Origin of the sequence: Streptomyces sp. 378 (assembly GCF_030124145.1) — a bacterium.
In the GTDB taxonomy this organism is placed as follows: Bacteria; Actinomycetota; Actinomycetes; order Streptomycetales; family Streptomycetaceae; genus Streptomyces.
Window position 1 is genome coordinate 79,566 of record NZ_JASKMS010000007.1, and the last position, 20,414, is coordinate 99,979.

Consider the following 20,414-nt stretch of genomic DNA (forward strand, 5'->3'; position numbering starts at 1 on the left):
AGATCATGTCCAAGCACACGCTCTCCGTCCTGGTGGAGAACACCCCCGGCATCCTCGCCCGGATCGCCGCCCTGTTCTCCCGCCGCGGCTTCAACATCGACTCGCTCGCGGTCGGTGTCACCGAGCACCCCGACATCTCCCGCATCACCATCGTCGTCGGCGTGGAGGACCTGCCGCTGGAGCAGGTCACCAAGCAGCTCAACAAGCTCGTCAACGTGCTGAAGATCGTCGAGCTGGAGCCGTCGCAGGCGGTGCAGCGCGAACTCGTCCTGGTGAAGGTGCGCGCCGACAACGAGACGCGCTCCCAGATCGTCGAGATCGTCCAGTTGTTCCGCGCCAAGACCGTCGACGTCTCCCCGGAGGCCGTCACCATCGAGGCCACCGGATCCGGCGAGAAGCTGTCCGCGATGCTCAAGATGCTGGAGCCGTACGGCATCAAGGAGCTCGTCCAGTCCGGCACCATCGCGATCGGCCGCGGTGCCCGTTCCATCACCGACCGGTCGCTGCGCGCCCTGGACCGGTCGGCGTAAGACCCGGAACGGGCGGTCGGCGCGCCGCCGGCCGCCCGTATTCCGAGACCCTCAAGCTTCCCTTCCGCCCCCCGTCATACGGTGGGACGCAACACCTGCACTCCCGAGGAGAGAACCCAAAGTGGCCGAGCTGTTCTACGACGCCGACGCCGACCTGTCCATCATCCAGGGCCGCAAGGTCGCGGTCATCGGGTACGGCAGCCAGGGCCACGCCCACGCGCTGTCGCTCCGTGACTCGGGTGTCGACGTCCGCGTCGGTCTGCACGAGGGCTCCAAGTCCAAAGCCAAGGCCGAGGAGCAGGGCCTGCGCGTGGTGAGCCCGTCCGAGGCCGCCACCGAGGCCGACGTCATCATGATCCTCGTCCCGGACCCCATCCAGGCCCAGGTCTACGAGGAGCACATCGCCCCGAACCTGAACGACGGCGACGCGCTGTTCTTCGGCCACGGCCTGAACATCCGCTACGGCTTCATCAAGCCCCCGGCCGGCGTCGACGTCTGCATGGTCGCCCCCAAGGGCCCGGGCCACCTGGTGCGCCGCCAGTACGAGGAGGGTCGCGGCGTTCCCTGCATCGCCGCCGTCGAGCAGGACGCCACGGGCAACGCCTTCGCGCTGGCCCTGTCGTACGCCAAGGGCATCGGCGGCACCCGCGCCGGCGTCATCAAGACGACCTTCACCGAGGAGACCGAGACCGACCTGTTCGGTGAGCAGGTCGTGCTCTGCGGTGGTACCGCGGCCCTCGTCAAGGCGGGCTTCGAGACGCTGACCGAGGCGGGCTACCAGCCGGAGATCGCCTACTTCGAGTGCCTGCACGAGCTGAAGCTGATCGTCGACCTCATGTACGAGGGCGGCCTGGAGAAGATGCGCTGGTCGATCTCCGAGACCGCCGAGTGGGGCGACTACGTCACCGGCCCGCGCATCATCACGGACGCCACCAAGGCCGAGATGAAGAAGGTCCTCGCCGAGATCCAGGACGGCACCTTCGCCCAGACCTGGATGGACGAGTACCACGGCGGTCTGAAGAAGTACAACGAGTACAAGACCCAGGACTCCGAGCACCTGCTGGAGACCACCGGCAAGGAGCTGCGCAAGCTCATGAGCTGGGTCGACGAGGAGGCGTAAGCCTCACGGCCGAGGGGCCGGAGCATCCCGCTCCGGCCCCTTCGGCGAACCGCGGGTAACGTCGGTGGTACGGCGTTGTCCATCTCGTCCGGCCACGGACGGGTGATCCTTCCGCAGCGGCACAGGACGATGCCCCCGGCGCCACTAGACTGCTGCACACATACGCGTCAGGCCCACAGCGTCGTGCGTCTTCCACGCGGCAAGCAACCCTCCACCGCCTGCGGCCGTCGGGACGGCCGTCCGCAGCACTGGACTTGTGAGGACTCACGTGAGCTCGAAACCCGTCGTACTCATCGCTGAAGAGCTGTCGCCCGCCACCGTCGACGCCTTGGGCCCGGACTTCGAGATCCGCCACTGCAACGGCGCGGACCGGGCCGAGCTGCTCCCGGCCATCGCCGACGTGGACGCGATCCTGGTCCGTTCGGCCACCAAGGTCGACGCCGAGGCGATCGCCGCCGCGAGCAAGCTGAAGGTCGTCGCACGAGCCGGCGTCGGCCTGGACAACGTGGATGTCTCCGCCGCCACCAAGGCCGGTGTGATGGTCGTCAACGCCCCCACCTCGAACATCGTGACCGCCGCCGAACTGGCCTGTGGTCTGCTCGTCGCCACCGCCCGGAACATCCCGCAGGCGAACGCCGCGCTGAAGAACGGCGAGTGGAAGCGCAGCAAGTACACGGGTGTCGAGCTGGCCGAGAAGACCCTCGGTGTCGTCGGCCTCGGCCGCATCGGCGCGCTCGTCGCGCAGCGCATGTCGGCCTTCGGTATGAAGGTCGTCGCCTACGACCCCTATGTGCAGCCCGCCCGCGCCGCGCAGATGGGCGTCAAGGTGCTGTCGCTGGACGAACTGCTCGAGGTCTCCGACTTCATCACCGTCCACCTCCCCAAGACGCCCGAGACCCTCGGCCTGATCGGCGACGAGGCGCTGCGCAAGGTCAAGCCGAGCGTGCGCATCGTCAACGCCGCGCGCGGTGGGATCGTCGACGAGGAGGCGCTGTACTCCGCCCTCAAGGAGGGCCGGGTCGCCGGTGCCGGTCTCGACGTGTACGCGAAGGAGCCCTGCACGGACTCCCCGCTGTTCGAGTTCGACCAGGTCGTCTGCACCCCGCACCTCGGTGCCTCCACCGACGAGGCGCAGGAGAAGGCCGGTATCGCCGTCGCCCGCTCGGTGCGTCTCGCCCTCGCCGGTGAGCTCGTGCCGGACGCGGTGAACGTGCAGGGTGGTGTCATCGCCGAGGACGTCAAGCCGGGCCTGCCGCTCGCCGAGCGCCTGGGCCGGATCTTCACCGCGCTCGCCGGTGAGGTCGCGGTCCGCCTCGACGTCGAGGTCTACGGTGAGATCACCCAGCACGATGTGAAGGTGCTGGAGCTGTCCGCGCTCAAGGGTGTCTTCGAGGACGTCGTCGACGAGACGGTGTCGTACGTCAACGCCCCGCTGTTCGCCCAGGAGCGGGGTGTCGAGGTGCGCCTCACCACCAGCTCCGAGGCGACCGACCACCGCAACGTCGTCACGGTGCGCGGCACCCTCGCCGATGGCGAGGAGGTGTCGGTGTCCGGCACGCTGGCCGGCCCCAAGCACCTGCAGAAGCTCGTCGCCGTCGGGGAGTTCGACGTCGACCTCGCGCTCGCCGACCACATGATCGTGCTGAAGTACGAGGACCGGCCGGGCGTCGTCGGCACGGTGGGCCGCATCCTCGGCGAGGCGGGTCTCAACATCGCCGGCATGCAGGTGTCGCGGGCGGCGGCCGGTGGCGAGGCGCTGGCGGTGCTGACCGTGGACGACACGGTGACCGCGGGCGTGCTGGCCGAGGTCGCTGCGGAGATCGGTGCCACGTCCGCGCGTTCCGTGAACCTGGCCTGACCTTCCCGGGGGCTTCGCCTCCGGGCCCCCGTTCACCGCGAGCGGGCTGATCCGCACACACCGGACGGGCTGACAGTGTCGGCCCGTTCGGTGTTTTCCCCCACCGGCACCCGGGCGGGGACCCGCCGCAGGGTCACCGCCGCCGCTGCCGCCGCCCCGGCCAGCAGGACCGCGCCCGTGATCGCCGCCGCGTGCATGCCGCCGGTGAAGGCCTCGCGTGCCGCCGTCGCCAGGGCGTCCCCCGCGCGCCCCGGAAGCCGGTCGGCCACGGCCAGGGCGCCGCCCAGGGTCTCGCGGGCCGCAGCGGGCGCAGAGCCCGGGATCTCGTGGCGGTAGACGGCCGTGCCGATGGAGCCGAGGAAGGCCATGCTCAGCGCGCCGCCGAACTCCGTGCCGGTCTCCAGCAGGGACGAGGCCGCACCCGCCTTCTCCACCGGGGCGGAGCTCAGGGCGAGGTCGGCCACCTGGGCCATGACGATGACGATGCCGCAGGCCAGGACGGCGCAGGCGGCCAGCAGCAGCCACAGGGAGTCCGTGCCGGCCAGGGCCAGCATCCCGTAGCCGCACGAGGCGACCGCGAAGCCGCCGCCGACGACGTATGCGCGGGGAACGCCCCGCCGGACGAGGTGGGCGCCGACCGGGGCCGCGAGTCCGATGGGCACCGACGGCAGCAGGCTCCACAGCGCCGCCTCCAGAGGGCCGTTGTCCAGGACCGACTGGATGTACTGGGTCGTGAAGTAGGCCGAGCCCATCATGCCGAAGGCGGCGACGAGGTTGAGGACGACGGCCGGGCTGAAGCCGCGGCCCCGGAACAGTTCGGGGGAGATCAGCGGGGAGGCCGCCGTGCGCTGGCGGTGGACGAACAGCGCGGCGAAAAGCAGGCCGACGGTCACCGACATCACGTACCGCACGTTCCAGCCCTCGGACGCGAGTTCCTTCAGGCCGTAGATCACGGGGAGCACCGCCGCCATCGACAGGGGGACGCTCAGCAGGTCGAAGCGGCCGGGGTCCGGGGTGCGCGACTCGGGCAGCAGCACGGGGCCGAGGACGAGGAGCAGCAGCATCGCGGGCAGGTTGACCAGGAAGACCGAGCCCCACCAGAAGTGCTCGACGAGCACCCCGCTCATGACCGAGCCGAGCGCGATGCCGGCCGTCATCACGCCCGACCACACCCCGATCGCCTTGGTGCGCTGCGCGGGGTCGGTGAACATCGTGCGCACGAGCGCCATCGTGGAGGGCATCAGAGTCGCGCCGCCGATGCCGAGGACCGCGCGGGCGGCGATGAGGGTCTCGGCACTGGTGGCGTAGGCCGCGACCAGGGAGGCCGCGCCGAAGGCGGCGGCGCCGATCAGCAGGAGCCTGCGGCGGCCGATGCGGTCGCCGAGCGAGCCCATCGTCATCAGCAGGCCGGCCAGTACGAAGCCGTAGATGTCGAAGATCCACAGCTGCTGAGTGGCGCTCGGTTCCAGGTCGGCGCTGATCGCGGGAATCGCGAAGTAGAGGACGGAGACGTCCATCGACACCAGCAGCAGCGGAAGCATCAGCACGCCGAGGGCCGTCCATTCGCGTCGGCCGGCGAGGGCGGGAGGGCGCGGGTTCGTCGTCATGGGCAGGACTGTACGAGCGTCTTAAACGTATGTCTAGTACGACTGTCTAATACGATCGTCTGGATCGAGGGGTAAGGTGGCGAGGCATGGGACACCGTGAGGATCTGCTCGAGGGCGCCAAGCGCTGCCTGCTGGCCAAGGGCTTCCTGCGCACGACAGCGCGCGACATCGTCAAGGAGTCGGGCACCAACCTGGCATCGATCGGCTACCACTACGGCTCGAAGGACGCGCTGCTGGCGCAGGCGTACGTCGAGATGGTGGAGGGCATGTCCGACGCCTTCGAAGGTGGCGAACCGCGCGGCGAGCCGGGGTCCCTGGAACGGTTCACCGGGGTGTGGGCGAACATCATCGGGACCATGCGCGACCCCGGGTCCATGTGGCGTCTCAGCATGGAGATCGTCGCCATGGGGGACCAGTTGCCGGAAGTGCGGGAGCATCTCGCACGGGCCCAGCGGGAGGGGGCGCGCGGCATCGTCACGCTCTTCCACGGCGGGCACGAGGACGAGGTGACGGACGAGCAGGTGGACACCCTCGGGTACTTCTACCTGACGCTGATGATGGGGCTCATGGCGCAGTGGACCTTCGACCCGAAGAGCGCGCCGGAGGCGGAGCAACTCGCCGCCGGGCTCCGCCGGGTGATCGAGGCCGCCGAGGGAAAGTGACGCGTCCCCCTCACCCGGGGGCGTCGACGGGCGGATCGATGGCGGACGCGGTGTGGGGGGCGGCCCGGATGGTGCCGACCGCGGCCCGGGTCACCTCGGCGCGGGGCGTGCGGCCGGCGGCCTCGACGGTCATCACTCACTCGGCGTCGTGCGCGGGCAGGGTGTGCAGGGTCAGGAAGTCCGCCACCGCCGCACGGAACGTGGCGTCCCCGCCACCGGCCAGGATGCTGTCCAGGTCCAGCAGCAGAGGCAGCGACGAGGCGGTCCTCACAGCCGGTGTGCCTTCAGGGTCATGTGCAGCAGCAGGCGGTCCTCGCCGTCGTCCAGGTCGAGTCCGGTGAGCTTCTCGATCCGGGACAGGCGGTAGTACAGGGTCTGGCGGTGGACGCCCAGCTCGGCGGCGGCCCGGGCGGCCTGGCCGGCGCAGTCGAGGTAGACCTCGGCCGTCCGGGCGAGTTCGTGGTGGACCGGAGCGAGCAGGGTCCGGGCGACGGGGTCGCGGGCGATCTCCGGGGGCAGGGCGGTCAGCAGCCGGAACGGCCCGATCGACGTCCACTGCGCTACGGGCCCCAGCCGCGCCTCGGCCAGCGCCGCCCGGGCGGCCGCCGACGCCTCCCACCAGGCGGCCGCCAGGTCGGCGAGGCCGGAACGGGGGGTGGCGACCCCGGCGGCGACACCGGCGGTGTCGCGCGACGCGCCACCGCGGCGGCCGGACGGGGGGGCACCGGCCGCTCCGTCGGCCGACGCCGTGGGGCGGGACCTGGCGGAACGTGACATCCCGGCCGGCCCGCCCACCCCGTTCGCCGCGTCGTCCGAACCGCCTGCGGCGGCTCCGCCCGGACCACCGGAGCCCGGCCCCTGCCCGGCCGCGCTCGCCGGGCCGCCCGCCCCGCGCACCCGCTCCAGCAGCCGCCCCGCCGCCGTGGTGGCCGGAGTCAGGACCTCGGGGGAGCGCAGACGCAGGAGCACGGCCACGCACTGGGCCGTCGCCCCCCACGGCAGGGTGCACAGGGCCGTCGCGCCGGGCACCGCGCGCACCGACGGGGCGTCGTCCGGATCGGCCGAGGGCCAGGGGGCGACGCACACCAGGGTGTGCGGACCGTCGGCTCGGGCACCGAGGGCCGTGCGGAGCTCGGCGACGGCCATGTCGCTCTGCCAGCCGCGCTCGGCGGTGAGCACGGCCCGGAGCTCGCGGCTGAGGTCGGCGCCGTGCTGCGCCTCGTCCGCGAGGAGGGCACCGATGCGGGCCGTGACCCGCATGGCGTCGGAGAGCCGGCGCTCGCTCGGGCCGGGATCGTCGTCCAGGAGCCAGACATAGCCGTGGACCACGCCCCGGTGGCGGACGGGGAGGCAGATCCGGCCCCGGTAGACACCGGCCTCCGGGGTCGGGGGGATACGGACGGGACCCGTCGCCCGCGTGATGCCGAAGCCCTCGAACCAGGCGCGGACCGCCGCCGTCGAGCGGCGGGTGAGGATCGAGCGGGTGCGCACGGGGTCCAGGGCCGACGGATCGAGGTCGCCCTCACTGTCGTACGCCCCGAAGGCGATCAGCTCGAAGTCCCGGTTCTCCAGGGTCGCGGGCGCGCCGAGCAGCTCCGAGATCTCGTCGACCAGCTCCTCGTAGTCGCCCCTGTGTTCCGACGTCACCCGGACATTGTCCCGCACTTCCCGAACCCCTTCATACATCTGTCTGAGATCTGCGGCACGGATGCGTGACAGCTGTCGATGGCAGACGATCGAAGGGATCCTTAGGTTTCACGGTGGTTCTCCGTGCCGTACCCGACGCGTCGTCCGCGAGAGGTCCGGCCCTCACGTTGCTTGTGCTCTGGAGGTGCCCCGTGCTGGGTCCCGTGATTCTCGCCGCGTCGCGCAGCGACCGGCTGCGACGCCTGATCTCGGCGGCCCCGGTGACCAAGCAGGTCGTCGACCGCTTCATCCCGGGCGAGGACGTCGACGACATCGTGCCCGTCATCCGGAAGCTGACCGGGCAGGGCCTGGAGCTGACGATGGACGTCGTCGGCGAGGACATGACCAATCCCGCGCAGGCCGTCGCCGCCCGGGACGCCTACCTGGAGCTCGTCGACCGCCTCAAACCGCTGGAGCTCGGCACCCGCGCCGAGATGTCGGTGAAGCTGTCGATGTTCGGTCAGGCGCTTCAGGACGGCCATGAGCTGGCCCTGAAGAACGTCCGCCCGGTCGTCGAGGCCGCCGCCGAGATCGGCACCACGGTCACACTCGACGCCGAGGACCACACCACGCTGGACTCGATGTTCGCCATCCACGAGGAACTGCGGAAGGACTTCCCGCAGACCGGCTGCGTCATCCAGGCCTACCTCTTCCGCACCGAGGACGACGCCCGCCGCCTCGCCGCGAGCGGCAGCCGGGTCCGTCTGGTCAAGGGCGCCTACAAGGAACCGGCCTCGGTCGCGTACCAGGACAGGCAGGAGATCGACCGGGCATACGTGCGGATCCTGCGGACGTTGATGGAGGGGGAGGGGTACCCGATGATCGGGTCCCACGACCCGCGCCTGATCGCGATCGGCCAGGAACTCGCCCACCGGGCCGGGCGCAAGCCCGACGAGTACGAGTTCCAGATGCTCTACGGCATCCGCGGCGAAGAGCACCTGCGGCTGGCCGCCGAGGGCCACCGGATGCGGGTGTACACCGCCTACGGCACCGACTGGTACGGCTACTTCATGCGGCGCCTCGCGGAGAAGCCGGCGAACCTGCGCTTCTTCGCCAGGAGTGTGATCACACGTGGCTGATGGAACGAGCCTGTGCTGCGGCCCCTGCCGGGGGTCCGGGGGTCGCCCCCCGGGAAGGCACGGCATGCGGCGCCTCGCGGAGAAGCCGGCGAACCTGCGCTTCTTCGCCAGGAGTGTGATCACACGTGGCTGATGGAACGAGCCTGTGCTGCGGCCCCTGCCGGGGGTCCGGGGGTCGCCCCCCGGGAAGGCACGGCATGCGGCGCCTCGCGGAGAAGCCGGCGAACCTGCGCTTCTTCGCCAGGAGTGTGATCACACGTGGCTGATGGAACGAGCCTGTGCTGCGGCCCCTGCCGGGGGTCCGGGGGTCGCCCCCCGGGAAGGCACAGCATGCGGCGCCTCGCGGAGAAGCCGGCGAACCTGCGTTTCTTCGCCCGAAGCATGCTCACCAAGGGCTGAGACCGAATCACCGCTCAGTAAGGAGTTACGGAAAACATGGACGCTGTGACCCAGGTCCCCACCCCCGTCAACGAGCCGGTGCGCGGCTACGCCCCCGGCTCGCCGGAACGGGCGCGGCTGGAGGCCCGGCTGAAGGAGCTGGCCGACAACCCGATCGACCTGCCCTGCACCATCGGCGGTGAGAAGCGGATGGGCGGCGGCGAGGCCTTCCAGGTCGTCCAGCCGCACCACCACCAGGCCGTGCTCGGCACCTACCGCAACGCCACGCAGGCGGACGCCCAGGACGCGATCGACGCGGCCCTGGCCGCCGCGCCCGCCTGGCGCGCCATGTCCTTCGACGACCGCGCGGCGATCATCCTGCGCGCCGCCGAGCTGCTGGCCGGCCCCTGGCGCGAGACGCTCGCCGCCTCGACCATGCTCGGCCAGTCCAAGACCGCCCAGCAGGCCGAGATCGACACGCCCTGCGAGCTGGTCGACTTCTGGCGGTTCAACGTCTCCTACGCCCGCGACCTGCTGGCCGAGCAGCCGCCGGCGAACGCCCCGGGCGTGTGGAACCGTCTGGACCACCGCCCGCTGGAGGGCTTCGTCTACGCGATCACGCCCTTCAACTTCACCGCGATCGCGGGCAACCTGCCGACGGCCCCGGCCCTGATGGGCAACGTCGTCGTCTGGAAGCCGTCCCCGACGCAGACGCACGCCGCCGTGCTGCTCATGCAGCTGCTGGAGGAGGCCGGTCTGCCCAAGGGCGTCATCAACCTCGTCACCGGTGACGGCATCGAGGTCTCCAAGGTCGCCTTGGAGCACCGCGACCTCGCCGGTATCCACTTCACCGGCTCGACCCCCACCTTCCAGTACCTGTGGAAGACGGTCGGCGCGAACATCGAGAAGTACCGCACCTACCCGCGCCTCGTCGGCGAGACGGGCGGCAAGGACTTCCTCGTCGCCCACCCCTCGGCCGACCCGGCGATCCTCAAGACCGCCCTGACCCGCGGTGCCTTCGAGTACCAGGGCCAGAAGTGCAGCGCCACGTCCCGGGCGTACATCCCCGCCTCGATCTGGAACTCCGGCTTCAAGGAGGAGTTCGCCGCCGAGGTCGACGGCATCAAGATGGGTGACGTCACCGACCTGTCGAACTTCATCGGCGCCGTCATCGACGAGCGTGCCTTCGCCAAGAACAAGGCCGCCATCGACCGCGCCGAGGGCGACGCCTCCTGCACGATCGTCGCGGGCGGCACCTACGACGACTCCGAGGGCTGGTTCGTCCGTCCGACGGTCATCGAGTGCACGGACCCGGAGAACGAGGTCTTGCGCACCGAGTACTTCGGCCCGATCCTCGCCGTGCACGTCTACGAGGACGACAGGTACGACGAGATGCTGACCCAGATGGAGGCCGTCTCCGACTACGCCCTGACCGGCTCGGTCATCGCGGGCGACCGCGCCGCGGCCGCCCACACGGCTCACCGGCTGCGTTACGCGGCCGGCAACTTCTACATCAACGACAAGTCGACCGGTGCCGTCGTCGGCCAGCAGCCCTTCGGCGGCGGCCGTGCCTCCGGCACCAACGACAAGGCCGGCGCCCCGCAGAACCTGATGCGCTGGACCCTGACCCGTGCCATCAAGGAGACGCTGGTCCCGCCGACCGACTACACCTACCCGCACATGGGCTGACACCCGGCCTCACCGACGGGCCAGGTCGCGAAACGACCTGGCCCGTCGGCGTGTCCGCGCGGAAGACTGGCCCGATGACCACCCGAGCGCGCACCGCCCACACCGCCGACCTCACGCCCGCCGAACTCGACGCCGTACGCGGCCTCCTGGACGCCGCGTTCGACGGCGACTTCGGCGACGAGGACTGGGACCACGGACTGGGCGGCATGCACGTCCTCGTGCACGACGGCTCGGGGCTCGCCGCGCACGGAGCGGTCGTGATGCGCCGCGTGCGGCACCGCGACCGGTGGTTGCGCACCGGCTACGTCGAGAACGTCGCCGTCCGCGCCGACGCCCGCCGCACCGGCCTCGGCGGCCGGGTCATGGCGGAACTGGAGCGCGTCGTCGACCGCGCCTACGACCTCGGCGCCCTCTCCGCCAGCGACGACGGGGCCCGGCTCTACACCTCTCGCGGCTGGCAGCCGTGGACGGGGGAGGTGTACGCACTGAGCCCCCGGGACGGAGTCGTCCGGATGCCGGACGAGGAGGGGAGCACCTATGTGCGGACCGCCCCCGCCGGCTCCCTCGACCCCGCTCACCCGCTCCTCTTCGACTGGCGGGACGGCGATGTGCTCTAGAGATCACCACAGCTCAGCACGGTGTGACCGGGTCCGCCGTCTCAGATAGTAGGAAGTCCGAGTAATTGTGGAGACAGGCGCTCCGTGCTCCCTTAGCTTTGTAGGAGCCGAACGTCTCGCTCGACCAAGCGAATGGCGGTCGTGAGCCGGGCCCCGTGCAGGCAACCCCTGCGGCACCGCTCCCCGCCCCTTCTGGGGGTCCCACCCACGCCCATTAGGCAGTGGGGGAGTCTCGCAACCCTCTCTGTGCACTCCGTGCTGTCGAAGGAGTCGATTTCCCATGGCCGAGACGACCGTCCGCCGAGTCCGTCACATCTCCCGTACGACTGAGTCAGACCGCAAGAACGCCGCCGCGGCGCTCCAGCGCGCCCTCGACCGCAGGGACAACGGCGGATCCAGCGGCCACTGAGCCGCCGCGGGAACGGGAGCCGCCCGACGAGGTGCGGTGCGGGGCCTCACGCCCCGCGCCGCACCTCGAAGTGGTCGATCCGCTCACCGCTCGCCGCCAGCGCCGACACCTTGAGCTTCGGCCGGGCGCCGCTCTCCGCCTCCACCGACAGGAACGAGAAACCGCGGTAGCGCACGCGCGACCACTGCACCGACTCCGCCCTGGTGTCCCGGGACTTGGTCCACCGGAACGTGGCGACCGGCTCGTGGTCCGCGGTGTTCCCCTCGTAGCTCTCCTTCACTCCGCCGGGGAAGCCGTACAGCTCCTTGCCGCCGCCGCCCGCGGTGACGTACACGATCCCGTCCCGCCGCGGATCCGTCGTCCCGCCGACCGGCACCGGCCGGCCCACCTCGCCGTCCCGGATGGCGTCGGTCCGCTCGTAGACGTGGTTGTGCCCGTTGATCACCAGATCCACCTCGTGCCGGGCGAACAGAGGCAGCCACTCGGCGCGCACCCCCCCGTCGGAGGCGTGGGTGGACGTCGAGTACGCGCAGTGGTGGAAGAACACGACGATGAAGTCGACGTCCGCGGACGACCTCAGTTCGCCGAGCTTCTTCTCCAGCCACCTGGTCTGCCTGCCCTCCGTATAGCCGAAGTTGGCGGGGATCTCGTACGACACGTCGTTCGCGTCCAGCGCGACCACGCCGACGTTGCCGTACGTGAAGGCGTACACGCCCGGTGCCGTGCGCGCGTCGAAACCGCTGTCCGGCAGGGAGAACCGGGCGAGCTGGCCGCCGTAGCCGTCCGGTGAGTACCAGGCCTCCATGTCGTGGTTGCCGGTCGTCACCATCCACGGCACCGACCTGGCCACCGGCTCGGTCTGCTTCAGGAACCGGTCCCACTGCCCGGCGTCGAAGACGTCCGACTCCTTGCCCTTGCCGGTCGGGTCGGCGTAGCAGATGTCGCCGGCGTGCAGATGGAAAGCGGGCTTCTGGCGCAGCAGCGTCCGGTCGTTGAGGGCCGCCTCCTCGCCGACGCCCTGATCGCCGAAGGCGGTGAACACGAACCGCTCCGGCGGGCGTGCGGGTGCCGTGCGGAAGGACGTGACGGTCGGCCGGTGCCGCGGGGAGGCCGGGTCGAAACCCTCGTGGCCGACGCCGTAGTAGTACGTCGTGTCCGGGCGCAGGCCGTCCAGCGCGGCGTGCGGGTAGTACTGGTCGACCGCCGCCCGGATGCCCTTCAGCTCCGGGGTGTGCAGGTCACGCAGCTCCGCCTCGACCTTGCGGCCGAGGTCGTCGGGGCGCAGGCCCACCCGGACGTACGGCTTCTTCACCGCGAGCGGCACCTGCCAGGAGATCCGCATCTGTGTCTTGGGGTCGGCGCCGAAGGCGAGATGGCGGCCGAAGGGCCTGATCAGGGAACCGGGCGCCAGCGACGTGAGGGGTGACGGGCTCCCGGCCGCCGTGGCGCCGCCCTGCCCGGGACGCGAGCCGGCACCCGAGCAGCCGGTCAGCAGTCCGCTCGCCACCGCGCCCGCGGTCACCAGGGTGCGCCGCCGGGACAGTCGTGTCCGCAGGTACTCGTGCTGCTCCGCCATGCTCATCCGGCGGGCGAGCTCGGGCGGGATGCCGAAGTGGGGGATCTCCATGTCCGGTGAACTTCCCAGCGGAGGCCAACGGCCGCACCACATACGGGTGAACGGCACCCGGCGGACGCGTGCCGTCCCCCGGTCGGGTGCCTCCCGGCTGTCCGTATCACGGACACCGCATGTCATCCCATGGGACGAGGAGTAGGGTGCCCGCATGTCTCGCAGCATCAATCTCGCAGTGATCCCCGGTGACGGCATCGGCCAGGAGGTCGTGGCCGAAGGTCTGAAGGTCCTCTCCGCCGTCCTTCCGCAGGATGTGAAGCTGGAGACCGAGGAGTACGACTTCGGCGCCCGGCGCTACCACGCCACCGGTGAGACCCTCACCGACGCCGACCTCGACGCCCTGAAGCGGCACGACGCCATCCTGCTCGGCGCGATCGGCGACCCGAGCGTGCCCTCCGGTGTGCTGGAGCGCGGCTTCCTGCTCAAGCTCCGCTTCGCCTTCGACCACCACGTCAACCTGCGTCCGTCGAAGCTCCTCCCGGGTGTCGCCACCCCGCTCGCCGGCGAGCCGCAGATCGACTTCGTCGTCGTCCGCGAGGGCACCGAGGGCCCGTACACCGGCAACGGCGGCACCATCCGCAAGGGCACCGAACACGAGGTCGCCACCGAGGTCTCCGTGAACACGGCCTTCGGTGTCGAGCGCGTGGTCCGTGACGCCTTCGCGCGGGCCCAGGCCCGCCCCCGCAAGAAGCTGGCGCTGATCCACAAGAACAATGTGCTGACCTTCGCGGGTCACCTGTGGACGAACGTCTTCAACAAGGTGGCCGCGGAGTTCCCCGAGGTCACCACCGAGTACATGCATGTGGACGCGGCGACGATCTACCTCGTCACGCAGCCCGAGCGCTTCGACGTGATCGTCACCGACAACCTCTTCGGCGACATCGTCACCGACCTCGCCGCAGCCGTCTCCGGCGGCATCGGCGTCGCCGCGAGCGGGAACATCAACCCCTCCGGCGAATTCCCCTCGATGTTCGAGCCCGTGCACGGTTCGGCCCCGGACATCGCCGGCCAGGGCAAGGCCGACCCGACCGCCACCGTGCTGTCCGTCGCCCTGCTCCTGCGCCACCTCGGCTACGAGGCCGAGGCCGCCCGCATCGACGAGGCGGTCGCCGCCGACCTCGCCGAGCGCACCGGCAAGCCGGCCCGCTCCACCTCGGAGATCGGCGACGCCCTCGCCGTACGCGTAGCCGGCTGACCCGCCGCTGCACACCGCCAGCCGCCGGGTCGCATCCGCGCCCGGCGGCTTCCGCATGTTCCCGCCGGGTGCCACCATCGACCACCGGGCCGCATTCACCCCGTTCCTTCCGCCGCCGCCCCCGGGCGATAATCGAACGCGAGGCCGCGGAATGAGGGAATGCTCGGACGTCCTAGCACTGGTCACCATCAGAGCAGTACCGAGCGCGGCCCGTCACTACAACCGGTGAAGGACATCACTCCATGACGACGCCCACGATCGAGCTCAAGCCCTCCGCCCACCCGCTCTCCGCCGCGGACCGCGAGGCGATCCTGGCCAACCCCGGGTTCGGCCGCCACTTCACCGACCACATGGTGACGATCAAGTGGACGGAAGGCCGCGGCTGGCACGACGGTCAGCTCGTGCCGTACGCGCCGATCTCCCTGGATCCCGCCACCACGGTCCTGCACTACGCGCAGGAGATCTTCGAGGGGCTGAAGGCCTACCGCCGGCCCGACGGGTCCGTCGCCACCTTCCGTCCCGAGAAGAACGCCGAGCGCTTCCAGCGTTCCGCCCGTCGGCTCGCGATGCCCGAGCTGCCCGTCGAGACATTCATCGAGGCCTGCGACGCCCTGGTCCGGCAGGACAAGGCATGGGTGCCGGCGCACGGCGGCGAGGAGTCCCTCTACCTGCGCCCGTTCATGATCGCCACCGAGGTCGGTCTGGGTGTGAAGCCGGCCAACGAGTACCTGTTCCTGGTGATCGCCTCCCCGGCCGGGGCGTACTTCCCCGGTGGTGTGAAGCCGGTGTCCATCTGGGTCTCCGAGGACCGCGTCCGCGCCGTCCCCGGTGGCATGGGCGACGCGAAGACGGGCGGCAACTACGCGGCGTCCCTGCTCGCCCAGGCCGAGGCCGCCACGAAGGGCTGCGACCAGGTCTGCTACCTCGACGCCGTGGAGCACACCTGGGTCGAGGAGCTGGGCGGCATGAACCTGTACTTCGTGTACGGGAACAAGATCGTCACGCCGACGCTCACCGGGTCGATCCTGGAGGGCGTCACCCGGGACTCCCTGCTCGCCGTCGCCCGTGACCTCGGGTACGAGGCGGAGGAGGCCCGGGTCTCGGTCGACCAGTGGCAGCGGGATGCGGAGAACGGGTCGCTCACGGAGGTCTTCGCCTGCGGTACGGCCGCGGTGATCACTCCGGTCGGTACGGTGAAGCGGGCCGGGGCGGAGTGGATGCAGAGCGGGGGAGAGCCGGGCGAGGTCACGCTGCGGCTGCGCCGGGCGCTACTGGACATCCAGCGCGGTACGGCCGAGGACAAGCACGGCTGGATGCACCGGCTGGGCTGAGCCGACCTGGGCCCGGGACTCGGCCCCCGGCCCCCGGGGGCCTGTGCCCACCCACCGCCCGATCGGGCCAGGCAAGCGGCAGTGGTCACCTCGTAGGCCCCTCGCGCGGCGGCAGGGAGACCGCCAGGACTCCGACCGTCGCACCGGCCGCCCAGGACAGGGTGGCGGGGGACGTTCCAGCCGGGGCGGTACCCCGTAGACGCCGCCCCGGCGCGCCGGTCGCAGACCTGGAGGGTGTCCGCGCCGTAGACCCCGCCGCGGCGGGCGAGGTCATGAGGGCGATGACCGCCCAGGGCGTGCCGAAGGCGGTCACGAGCAGCTCGCACGTCTACCTCCGTCACCTGAGGTGACCGACCGCATCCTGAGACGGCGGTGAGCGAAGCGCGGGGGTTGTGCCACACTTCCCCCGTGCTCTCGTTCGCCACGATTATTGGCAGCAGGCGCGCCGGTCCGCAGTGACCGCCACGTACGACCAGGTACGGGCGGACACCGTCGTCCTCGACCCGCGCGCAGACCTCTCGCACCCGCGAGAGGTTTTTCGCATTTCTGGCCCACCCACAGCCGGAGACGAGAGCGCGAGGGAGTATGTGAGGGCGGTGGAGCCGGTCATTCCGGTACGACCGAGATCCCATCCTCAGGAGCCTTGAGACCATGACCGCTAGCAGCGAGCTCGACGATTCGTTCCACGTCTTCGACACCACCCTGCGCGACGGCGCCCAGCGGGAGGGCATCAACCTCACCGTCGCCGACAAGCTCGCCATCGCACGGCACCTGGACGACTTCGGCGTGGGCTTCATCGAGGGCGGCTGGCCCGGCGCCAACCCCCGGGACACCGAGTTCTTCGCCCGCGCCCAGCAGGAGATCGACTTCCGGCACGCCCAGCTCGTCGCGTTCGGCTCCACTCGCCGCGCCGGCACCACCGCCGCCGAGGACCCGCAGGTCAGGGCACTCCTGGAGTCGGGCGCGCCGGTGATCACGCTGGTCGCCAAGTCACACGACCGCCATGTCGAGCTCGCGCTGCGCACGACCCTGGACGAGAACCTCGCCATGGTCCGTGACACCGTTTCCTTCCTCAAGGAGCAGGGCCGCCGCGTCTTCATCGACTGCGAGCACTTCTTCGACGGCTACCGCGCCAACCCGGAATACGCCAAGGCGGTCGTGCGCACCGCGGCGGAGGCGGGCGCGGACGTGGTCGTCCTGTGCGACACCAACGGCGGCATGCTCCCGGCCCAGATCCAGGCCGTCGTCTCCACGGTCCTCGCCGACACCGGCGCCCGCCTCGGCATCCACGCCCAGGACGACACCGGCTGCGCCGTCGCCAACACGCTGGCCGCCGTCGACGCGGGCGCGACCCACGTGCAGTGCACCGCCAACGGCTACGGCGAGCGCGTCGGCAACGCCAACCTCTTCCCGGTCGTGGCGGCCCTGGAGCTGAAGTACGGCAAGAAGGTGCTGCCCGAGGGGCGCCTGCGCGAGATGACCCGTATCTCGCACGCGATCGCCGAGGTCGTCAACCTCACCCCCTCCACGCACCAGCCCTACGTCGGCCTCTCCGCCTTCGCCCACAAGGCCGGTCTGCACGCCTCGGCGATCAAGGTCGACCCGGACCTCTACCAGCACATCGACCCCGAACTGGTCGGCAACACCATGCGGATGCTCGTCTCCGACATGGCCGGGCGCGCGTCCATCGAGCTCAAGGGCAAGGAACTCGGCGTCGACCTCGGCGGCGACCGCGAACTGGTCGGCCGGGTGGTGGAGCGAGTGAAGGAGCGCGAACTCCAGGGCTACACGTACGAGGCGGCCGACGCGAGCTTCGAACTGCTCCTGCGGGCCGAGGTGCAGGGCATGCCGCTGCGCTACTTCGAGGTCGAGTCCTGGCGGGCCATCGTCGAGGACCGGCCCGACGGCTCCCACGCCAACGAGGCCACGGTCAAGCTCTGGGCCAAGGGCGAGCGCATCGTCGCCACCGCCGAGGGCAACGGCCCGGTCAACGCCCTCGACCGGTCCCTGCGCGTGGGCCTGGAGAAGATCTACCCCCAGCTCGCCCAGCTGGAGCTGGTGGACTACAAGGTCCGCATCCTGGAGGGCAAGCACGGCACCAACTCCACGACCCGCGTACTGATCTCCACGTCCGACGGCACGGGCGAGTGGTCGACGGTCGGCGTCGCCGAGAACGTCATCGCCGCGAGCTGGCAGGCCCTGGAGGACGCGTACACCTACGGGCTGCTGCGCGCCGGGGTCGCTCCGGCGCAGTAGCCGCGCTCCCGCCGGGAGCGGGTGCCCGGGGCGCGTGTCACATCGCCGTGTCCCGGGACCGCGGTACCGGGACCTCGCCGCCCCGGTCACGGCCGGGCGTCCGGTCGAGGCGGAACAGGCCCGCGGTGTGGGAGCGCTGGCCGCCGGCGGTGCTGGTGGAGCGGGTCAGCTCCTCGACGCCGTCGGCCAGATAGCCGACCCACGCCGTGCCCTCGTCCTCGATGATCCGCTGGGCGTCGGCCCGCAGTCGCTCGATCACCCCGAGCAGGGCGGCCTGCTCCTTGTCGCTGGGTGAGTCGGTGGTCCTCAGGAACCCCTGCGCCCAGTCGGACTGCGCCTTCTTGAGGATCTGCTGCAACGCCAGCTCCGCACGGATGTAGCGGGTCCAGGACGCCGAGAACCCGAAGATCCGGTCGAAGAGGACGCAGCCGGCGCCGCCGGCCAGGAACACGAAACCCCACTCGGGCTGCACGGCCGTGGGCGCGGCCGCGTGCACCAGCGGTGTGAGGGTCCCGACGATGCCCAGCAGCGTGGCGAGCGCCCGCAGCGAACGCGACCACAGCGACGGCCCCCTGCGCCGGGCCAGATACCAGCCGATCGCCGACGTCACCTCCGCCTCGGCGTGCCGGAAGAGCTCCCACAGCAGGTCGGCCCGCGTGCGCGACCGGTCCAGCTCGGTCAGTTCGGACACCGTCATGTCCGCAGCCCTGCGTCGTCCGAACATGTCCCTGTTCCCGCCCCTCCTGGATGGCCAGAGGGCATCCTAGGCGCAGCCGCGTCGACAAATCTCTGTCTCGACGGATAACCCTTCTTGTGCCGTTTCGGGTAGCTTCGAACATATGAAGGCCCCGCTGGTGCGTACCGTCGTACGTCTGCTGATCGTGCCGTTCGCCGCCCTCCTGGCGGTGCTGCTGGCCGGTGCGTCCGGGGCGCACGCGGCCACCGACCTGTCCGATGTCGCCCGGCACCTGCGCGAGAGTCCCGTCTACGTCGATCCGGCCGCCTCCGGGCAGCTGGCGGCGTCGGACGCGGAGGCCCTGGCCGACAAGATCAAGGACGCGGACAAGCCCGTCTTCGTGGCCGTCCTCCCGGCCGGCTCCCCCACGGAGGACCTCTTCCGGAACCTCCGCACCGAGACCGGCATCACCGGCCTGTACGGCGTCCGCCTCGGCGACCGGTTCGACGCCCGCGCCGACAGCTCCGTGATGAGCCGCCAGGGGGTGTCCAACCTGGTCACGGCGGTGCAGGACGCGGGCGACACCAAGGCGCAGCTGAATGACTTCGTCGACGGCGCCCTGCGCAACGTGGGCGGCTCGGCGCCGAGCGGCTGGAGCGGCGGCTCGGGCACCGACGTGCCGGTCGGCGGCCTGATCACGGTCGGCGCCCTGGCCGCGGCCGGTGGTGCGGGCGCCTACGCCGTGGCCCGCCGCAACCGGCGTCGGCACGAGGAGGAGCAGCGGGCCGCGCTGGAGAAGCTGCGGGTGGTCGTCGACGAGGACATCACCGCGTTCGGCGAGGAACTCGACCGGCTCGACTTCCACCCCGGGGAACCCGGCGCCGACGACGCGATGCGCACCGACTACGAGCGGGCCCTGGACTCCTACGAGCAGGCGAAGTCGCTGATGGCGGCCGCGACGAAACCGGAGGACGTCCGGGCCGTCACCCAGGCCGTGGAGGACGGCCGGTTCTCCCTCGCCCGCCTGGCGGCCCGCCGTGAGGGCGGAGCCCTGCCGGAGCGCCGACCGCCCTGCTTCTTCGACCCGCGCCACGGCCCCTCGGTCGCCGACGTCACCTGGACGCCCCCGTCCGGCAGCGCCCGCGACGTCCCGGTCTGCGCGGCCGACGAACGGCGTCTGGCCGAGGGTCGCGACCCGGTGATCCGCGAGGTCGACACCGACCACGGCCGCCGCCCCTACTGGGAGGCCGGTCCGGCGTACGGCCCCTGGGCCGGCGGCTACTTCGGCGGCGGCCTCCTGCCCGGCCTCCTCGTCGGCACCATGCTCGGCAGCATGATGGCCGGCCCCGCCTACGCGGCCGACTACGGCTCCGGCTACGGCGACTTCGGCGGCTACGAGGGCGGCGACGTCTCCGGCGCCGACTTCGACACCGGCGATTTCGGAGGCGGCTTCGGCGGAGGGGACTTCGGCGGGGGCGGCGGCTTCGGCGGCGGGGGTGGCGACTTCGGCGGCGGGTTCTGAGCAGGGCAGAGCTCGGCGGTGCGTGCCCATACCGGTACCCGGGCCCCGCGCCGATCGCCACCCCGGCCCGAGGGCCCGACGCCGCACTGGGCCGCATGGACCGGTATCTGGTGATGCTCGCCGTCCTGAGGACCAGAACGGCGGCGAGCCGGGCCGCGCGGGTGGCGGC

Annotated in this window: 18 protein-coding genes; 12 read left to right on the plus strand and 6 right to left on the minus strand. The window is 71.2% G+C overall.

Annotated elements, in window-relative coordinates; translation table 11 throughout:
* Positions 1-5: 5 nt before the first annotated feature.
* From ilvN to serA, 3 genes are all read left to right on the plus strand, one after another.
* Complete coding sequence (gene ilvN, locus QNO09_RS12285) at positions 6-530, plus strand: acetolactate synthase small subunit (RefSeq protein WP_010048631.1); 525 nt, start codon at positions 6-8, stop codon at positions 528-530.
* 121 nt (positions 531-651) lie between these two features.
* Entirely contained in the window at positions 652-1,650 is a 999-nt protein-coding gene (gene ilvC / locus QNO09_RS12290; RefSeq protein ID WP_283970172.1) for a ketol-acid reductoisomerase, read from the plus strand.
* Positions 1,651-1,918: 268 nt separating this feature from the next.
* Positions 1,919-3,508, plus strand: a complete 1,590-nt coding sequence (serA, locus tag QNO09_RS12295; protein ID WP_283970173.1) for a phosphoglycerate dehydrogenase — start codon at positions 1,919-1,921, stop codon at positions 3,506-3,508.
* A gap of 32 nt (positions 3,509-3,540) precedes the next feature.
* Here the strand turns inward: serA and QNO09_RS12300 are convergent, their stop codons facing one another.
* Entirely contained in the window at positions 3,541-5,115 is a 1,575-nt protein-coding gene (locus QNO09_RS12300) for an MFS transporter (RefSeq protein ID WP_283970174.1), read from the minus strand.
* Positions 5,116-5,201: 86 nt separating this feature from the next.
* On the opposite strand from QNO09_RS12300, the gene QNO09_RS12305 reads away from it, so the two are divergent.
* Complete coding sequence (locus QNO09_RS12305) at positions 5,202-5,777, plus strand: TetR/AcrR family transcriptional regulator (protein ID WP_283970175.1); 576 nt, start codon at positions 5,202-5,204, stop codon at positions 5,775-5,777.
* A gap of 10 nt (positions 5,778-5,787) precedes the next feature.
* On the opposite strand, the gene QNO09_RS12310 is transcribed toward QNO09_RS12305, so the two are convergent.
* From QNO09_RS12310 to QNO09_RS12320, 3 genes are read right to left on the minus strand one after another with little or no spacing between them, the layout of a single operon-like run.
* Positions 5,788-5,910, minus strand: coding sequence for a hypothetical protein (locus tag QNO09_RS12310; RefSeq protein WP_283970176.1), 123 nt, complete (start codon positions 5,908-5,910; stop codon positions 5,788-5,790).
* A gap of 3 nt (positions 5,911-5,913) precedes the next feature.
* On the minus strand, positions 5,914-6,048 hold the full coding sequence (locus QNO09_RS12315) for a hypothetical protein (RefSeq protein ID WP_283970177.1): 135 nt from the start codon (positions 6,046-6,048) through the stop codon (positions 5,914-5,916).
* The gene (locus tag QNO09_RS12320; RefSeq protein ID WP_502962285.1) at positions 6,045-7,463 is read right to left on the minus strand and encodes a PucR family transcriptional regulator; all 1,419 of its coding nucleotides are present in this window, start codon (positions 7,461-7,463) and stop codon (positions 6,045-6,047) included. The genes QNO09_RS12315 and QNO09_RS12320 overlap by 4 nt, the downstream gene beginning before the upstream one ends.
* Before the next feature lie 152 nt (positions 7,464-7,615).
* On the opposite strand from QNO09_RS12320, the gene QNO09_RS12325 reads away from it, so the two are divergent.
* The 4 genes from QNO09_RS12325 (at position 7,616) to QNO09_RS12340 (ending at position 11,635) form a co-directional block, all read left to right on the plus strand.
* The gene (locus QNO09_RS12325) at positions 7,616-8,542 is read left to right on the plus strand and encodes a proline dehydrogenase family protein (protein ID WP_283970179.1); all 927 of its coding nucleotides are present in this window, start codon (positions 7,616-7,618) and stop codon (positions 8,540-8,542) included.
* 435 nt (positions 8,543-8,977) lie between these two features.
* Positions 8,978-10,609: an L-glutamate gamma-semialdehyde dehydrogenase gene (gene pruA, locus QNO09_RS12330; protein WP_283970180.1), complete on the plus strand. Its 1,632-nt coding sequence runs from the start codon at positions 8,978-8,980 to the stop codon at positions 10,607-10,609.
* A gap of 74 nt (positions 10,610-10,683) precedes the next feature.
* Complete coding sequence (locus QNO09_RS12335; protein ID WP_283970181.1) at positions 10,684-11,226, plus strand: GNAT family N-acetyltransferase; 543 nt, start codon at positions 10,684-10,686, stop codon at positions 11,224-11,226.
* Between the two features lie 280 nt (positions 11,227-11,506).
* On the plus strand, positions 11,507-11,635 hold the full coding sequence (locus tag QNO09_RS12340; RefSeq protein ID WP_283970182.1) for a hypothetical protein: 129 nt from the start codon (positions 11,507-11,509) through the stop codon (positions 11,633-11,635).
* A gap of 46 nt (positions 11,636-11,681) precedes the next feature.
* Here QNO09_RS12340 and QNO09_RS12345 read toward each other — a convergent pair whose 3' ends face one another.
* Positions 11,682-13,262: a purple acid phosphatase family protein gene (locus tag QNO09_RS12345; RefSeq protein WP_283970183.1), complete on the minus strand. Its 1,581-nt coding sequence runs from the start codon at positions 13,260-13,262 to the stop codon at positions 11,682-11,684.
* A gap of 154 nt (positions 13,263-13,416) precedes the next feature.
* Between QNO09_RS12345 and QNO09_RS12350 the strand changes: the two genes are divergently transcribed.
* From QNO09_RS12350 to cimA, 3 genes are all read left to right on the plus strand, one after another.
* Positions 13,417-14,460 carry a 3-isopropylmalate dehydrogenase gene (locus tag QNO09_RS12350; RefSeq protein ID WP_283970184.1) on the plus strand — a complete coding sequence of 348 codons (1,044 nt, stop codon included), beginning with the start codon at positions 13,417-13,419 and terminating at the stop codon, positions 14,458-14,460.
* 242 nt (positions 14,461-14,702) lie between these two features.
* Complete coding sequence (locus QNO09_RS12355) at positions 14,703-15,791, plus strand: branched-chain amino acid aminotransferase (RefSeq protein WP_283970185.1); 1,089 nt, start codon at positions 14,703-14,705, stop codon at positions 15,789-15,791.
* A gap of 651 nt (positions 15,792-16,442) precedes the next feature.
* Positions 16,443-18,047, plus strand: a complete 1,605-nt coding sequence (gene cimA, locus QNO09_RS12365; protein ID WP_283970186.1) for a citramalate synthase — start codon at positions 16,443-16,445, stop codon at positions 18,045-18,047.
* A gap of 37 nt (positions 18,048-18,084) precedes the next feature.
* Here cimA and QNO09_RS12370 read toward each other — a convergent pair whose 3' ends face one another.
* Complete coding sequence (locus tag QNO09_RS12370; RefSeq protein WP_283970187.1) at positions 18,085-18,771, minus strand: SLATT domain-containing protein; 687 nt, start codon at positions 18,769-18,771, stop codon at positions 18,085-18,087.
* A gap of 115 nt (positions 18,772-18,886) precedes the next feature.
* Between QNO09_RS12370 and QNO09_RS12375 the strand changes: the two genes are divergently transcribed.
* Positions 18,887-20,245 carry a hypothetical protein gene (locus QNO09_RS12375; RefSeq protein ID WP_283970188.1) on the plus strand — a complete coding sequence of 453 codons (1,359 nt, stop codon included), beginning with the start codon at positions 18,887-18,889 and terminating at the stop codon, positions 20,243-20,245.
* Positions 20,246-20,414: the final 169 nt, after the last annotated feature.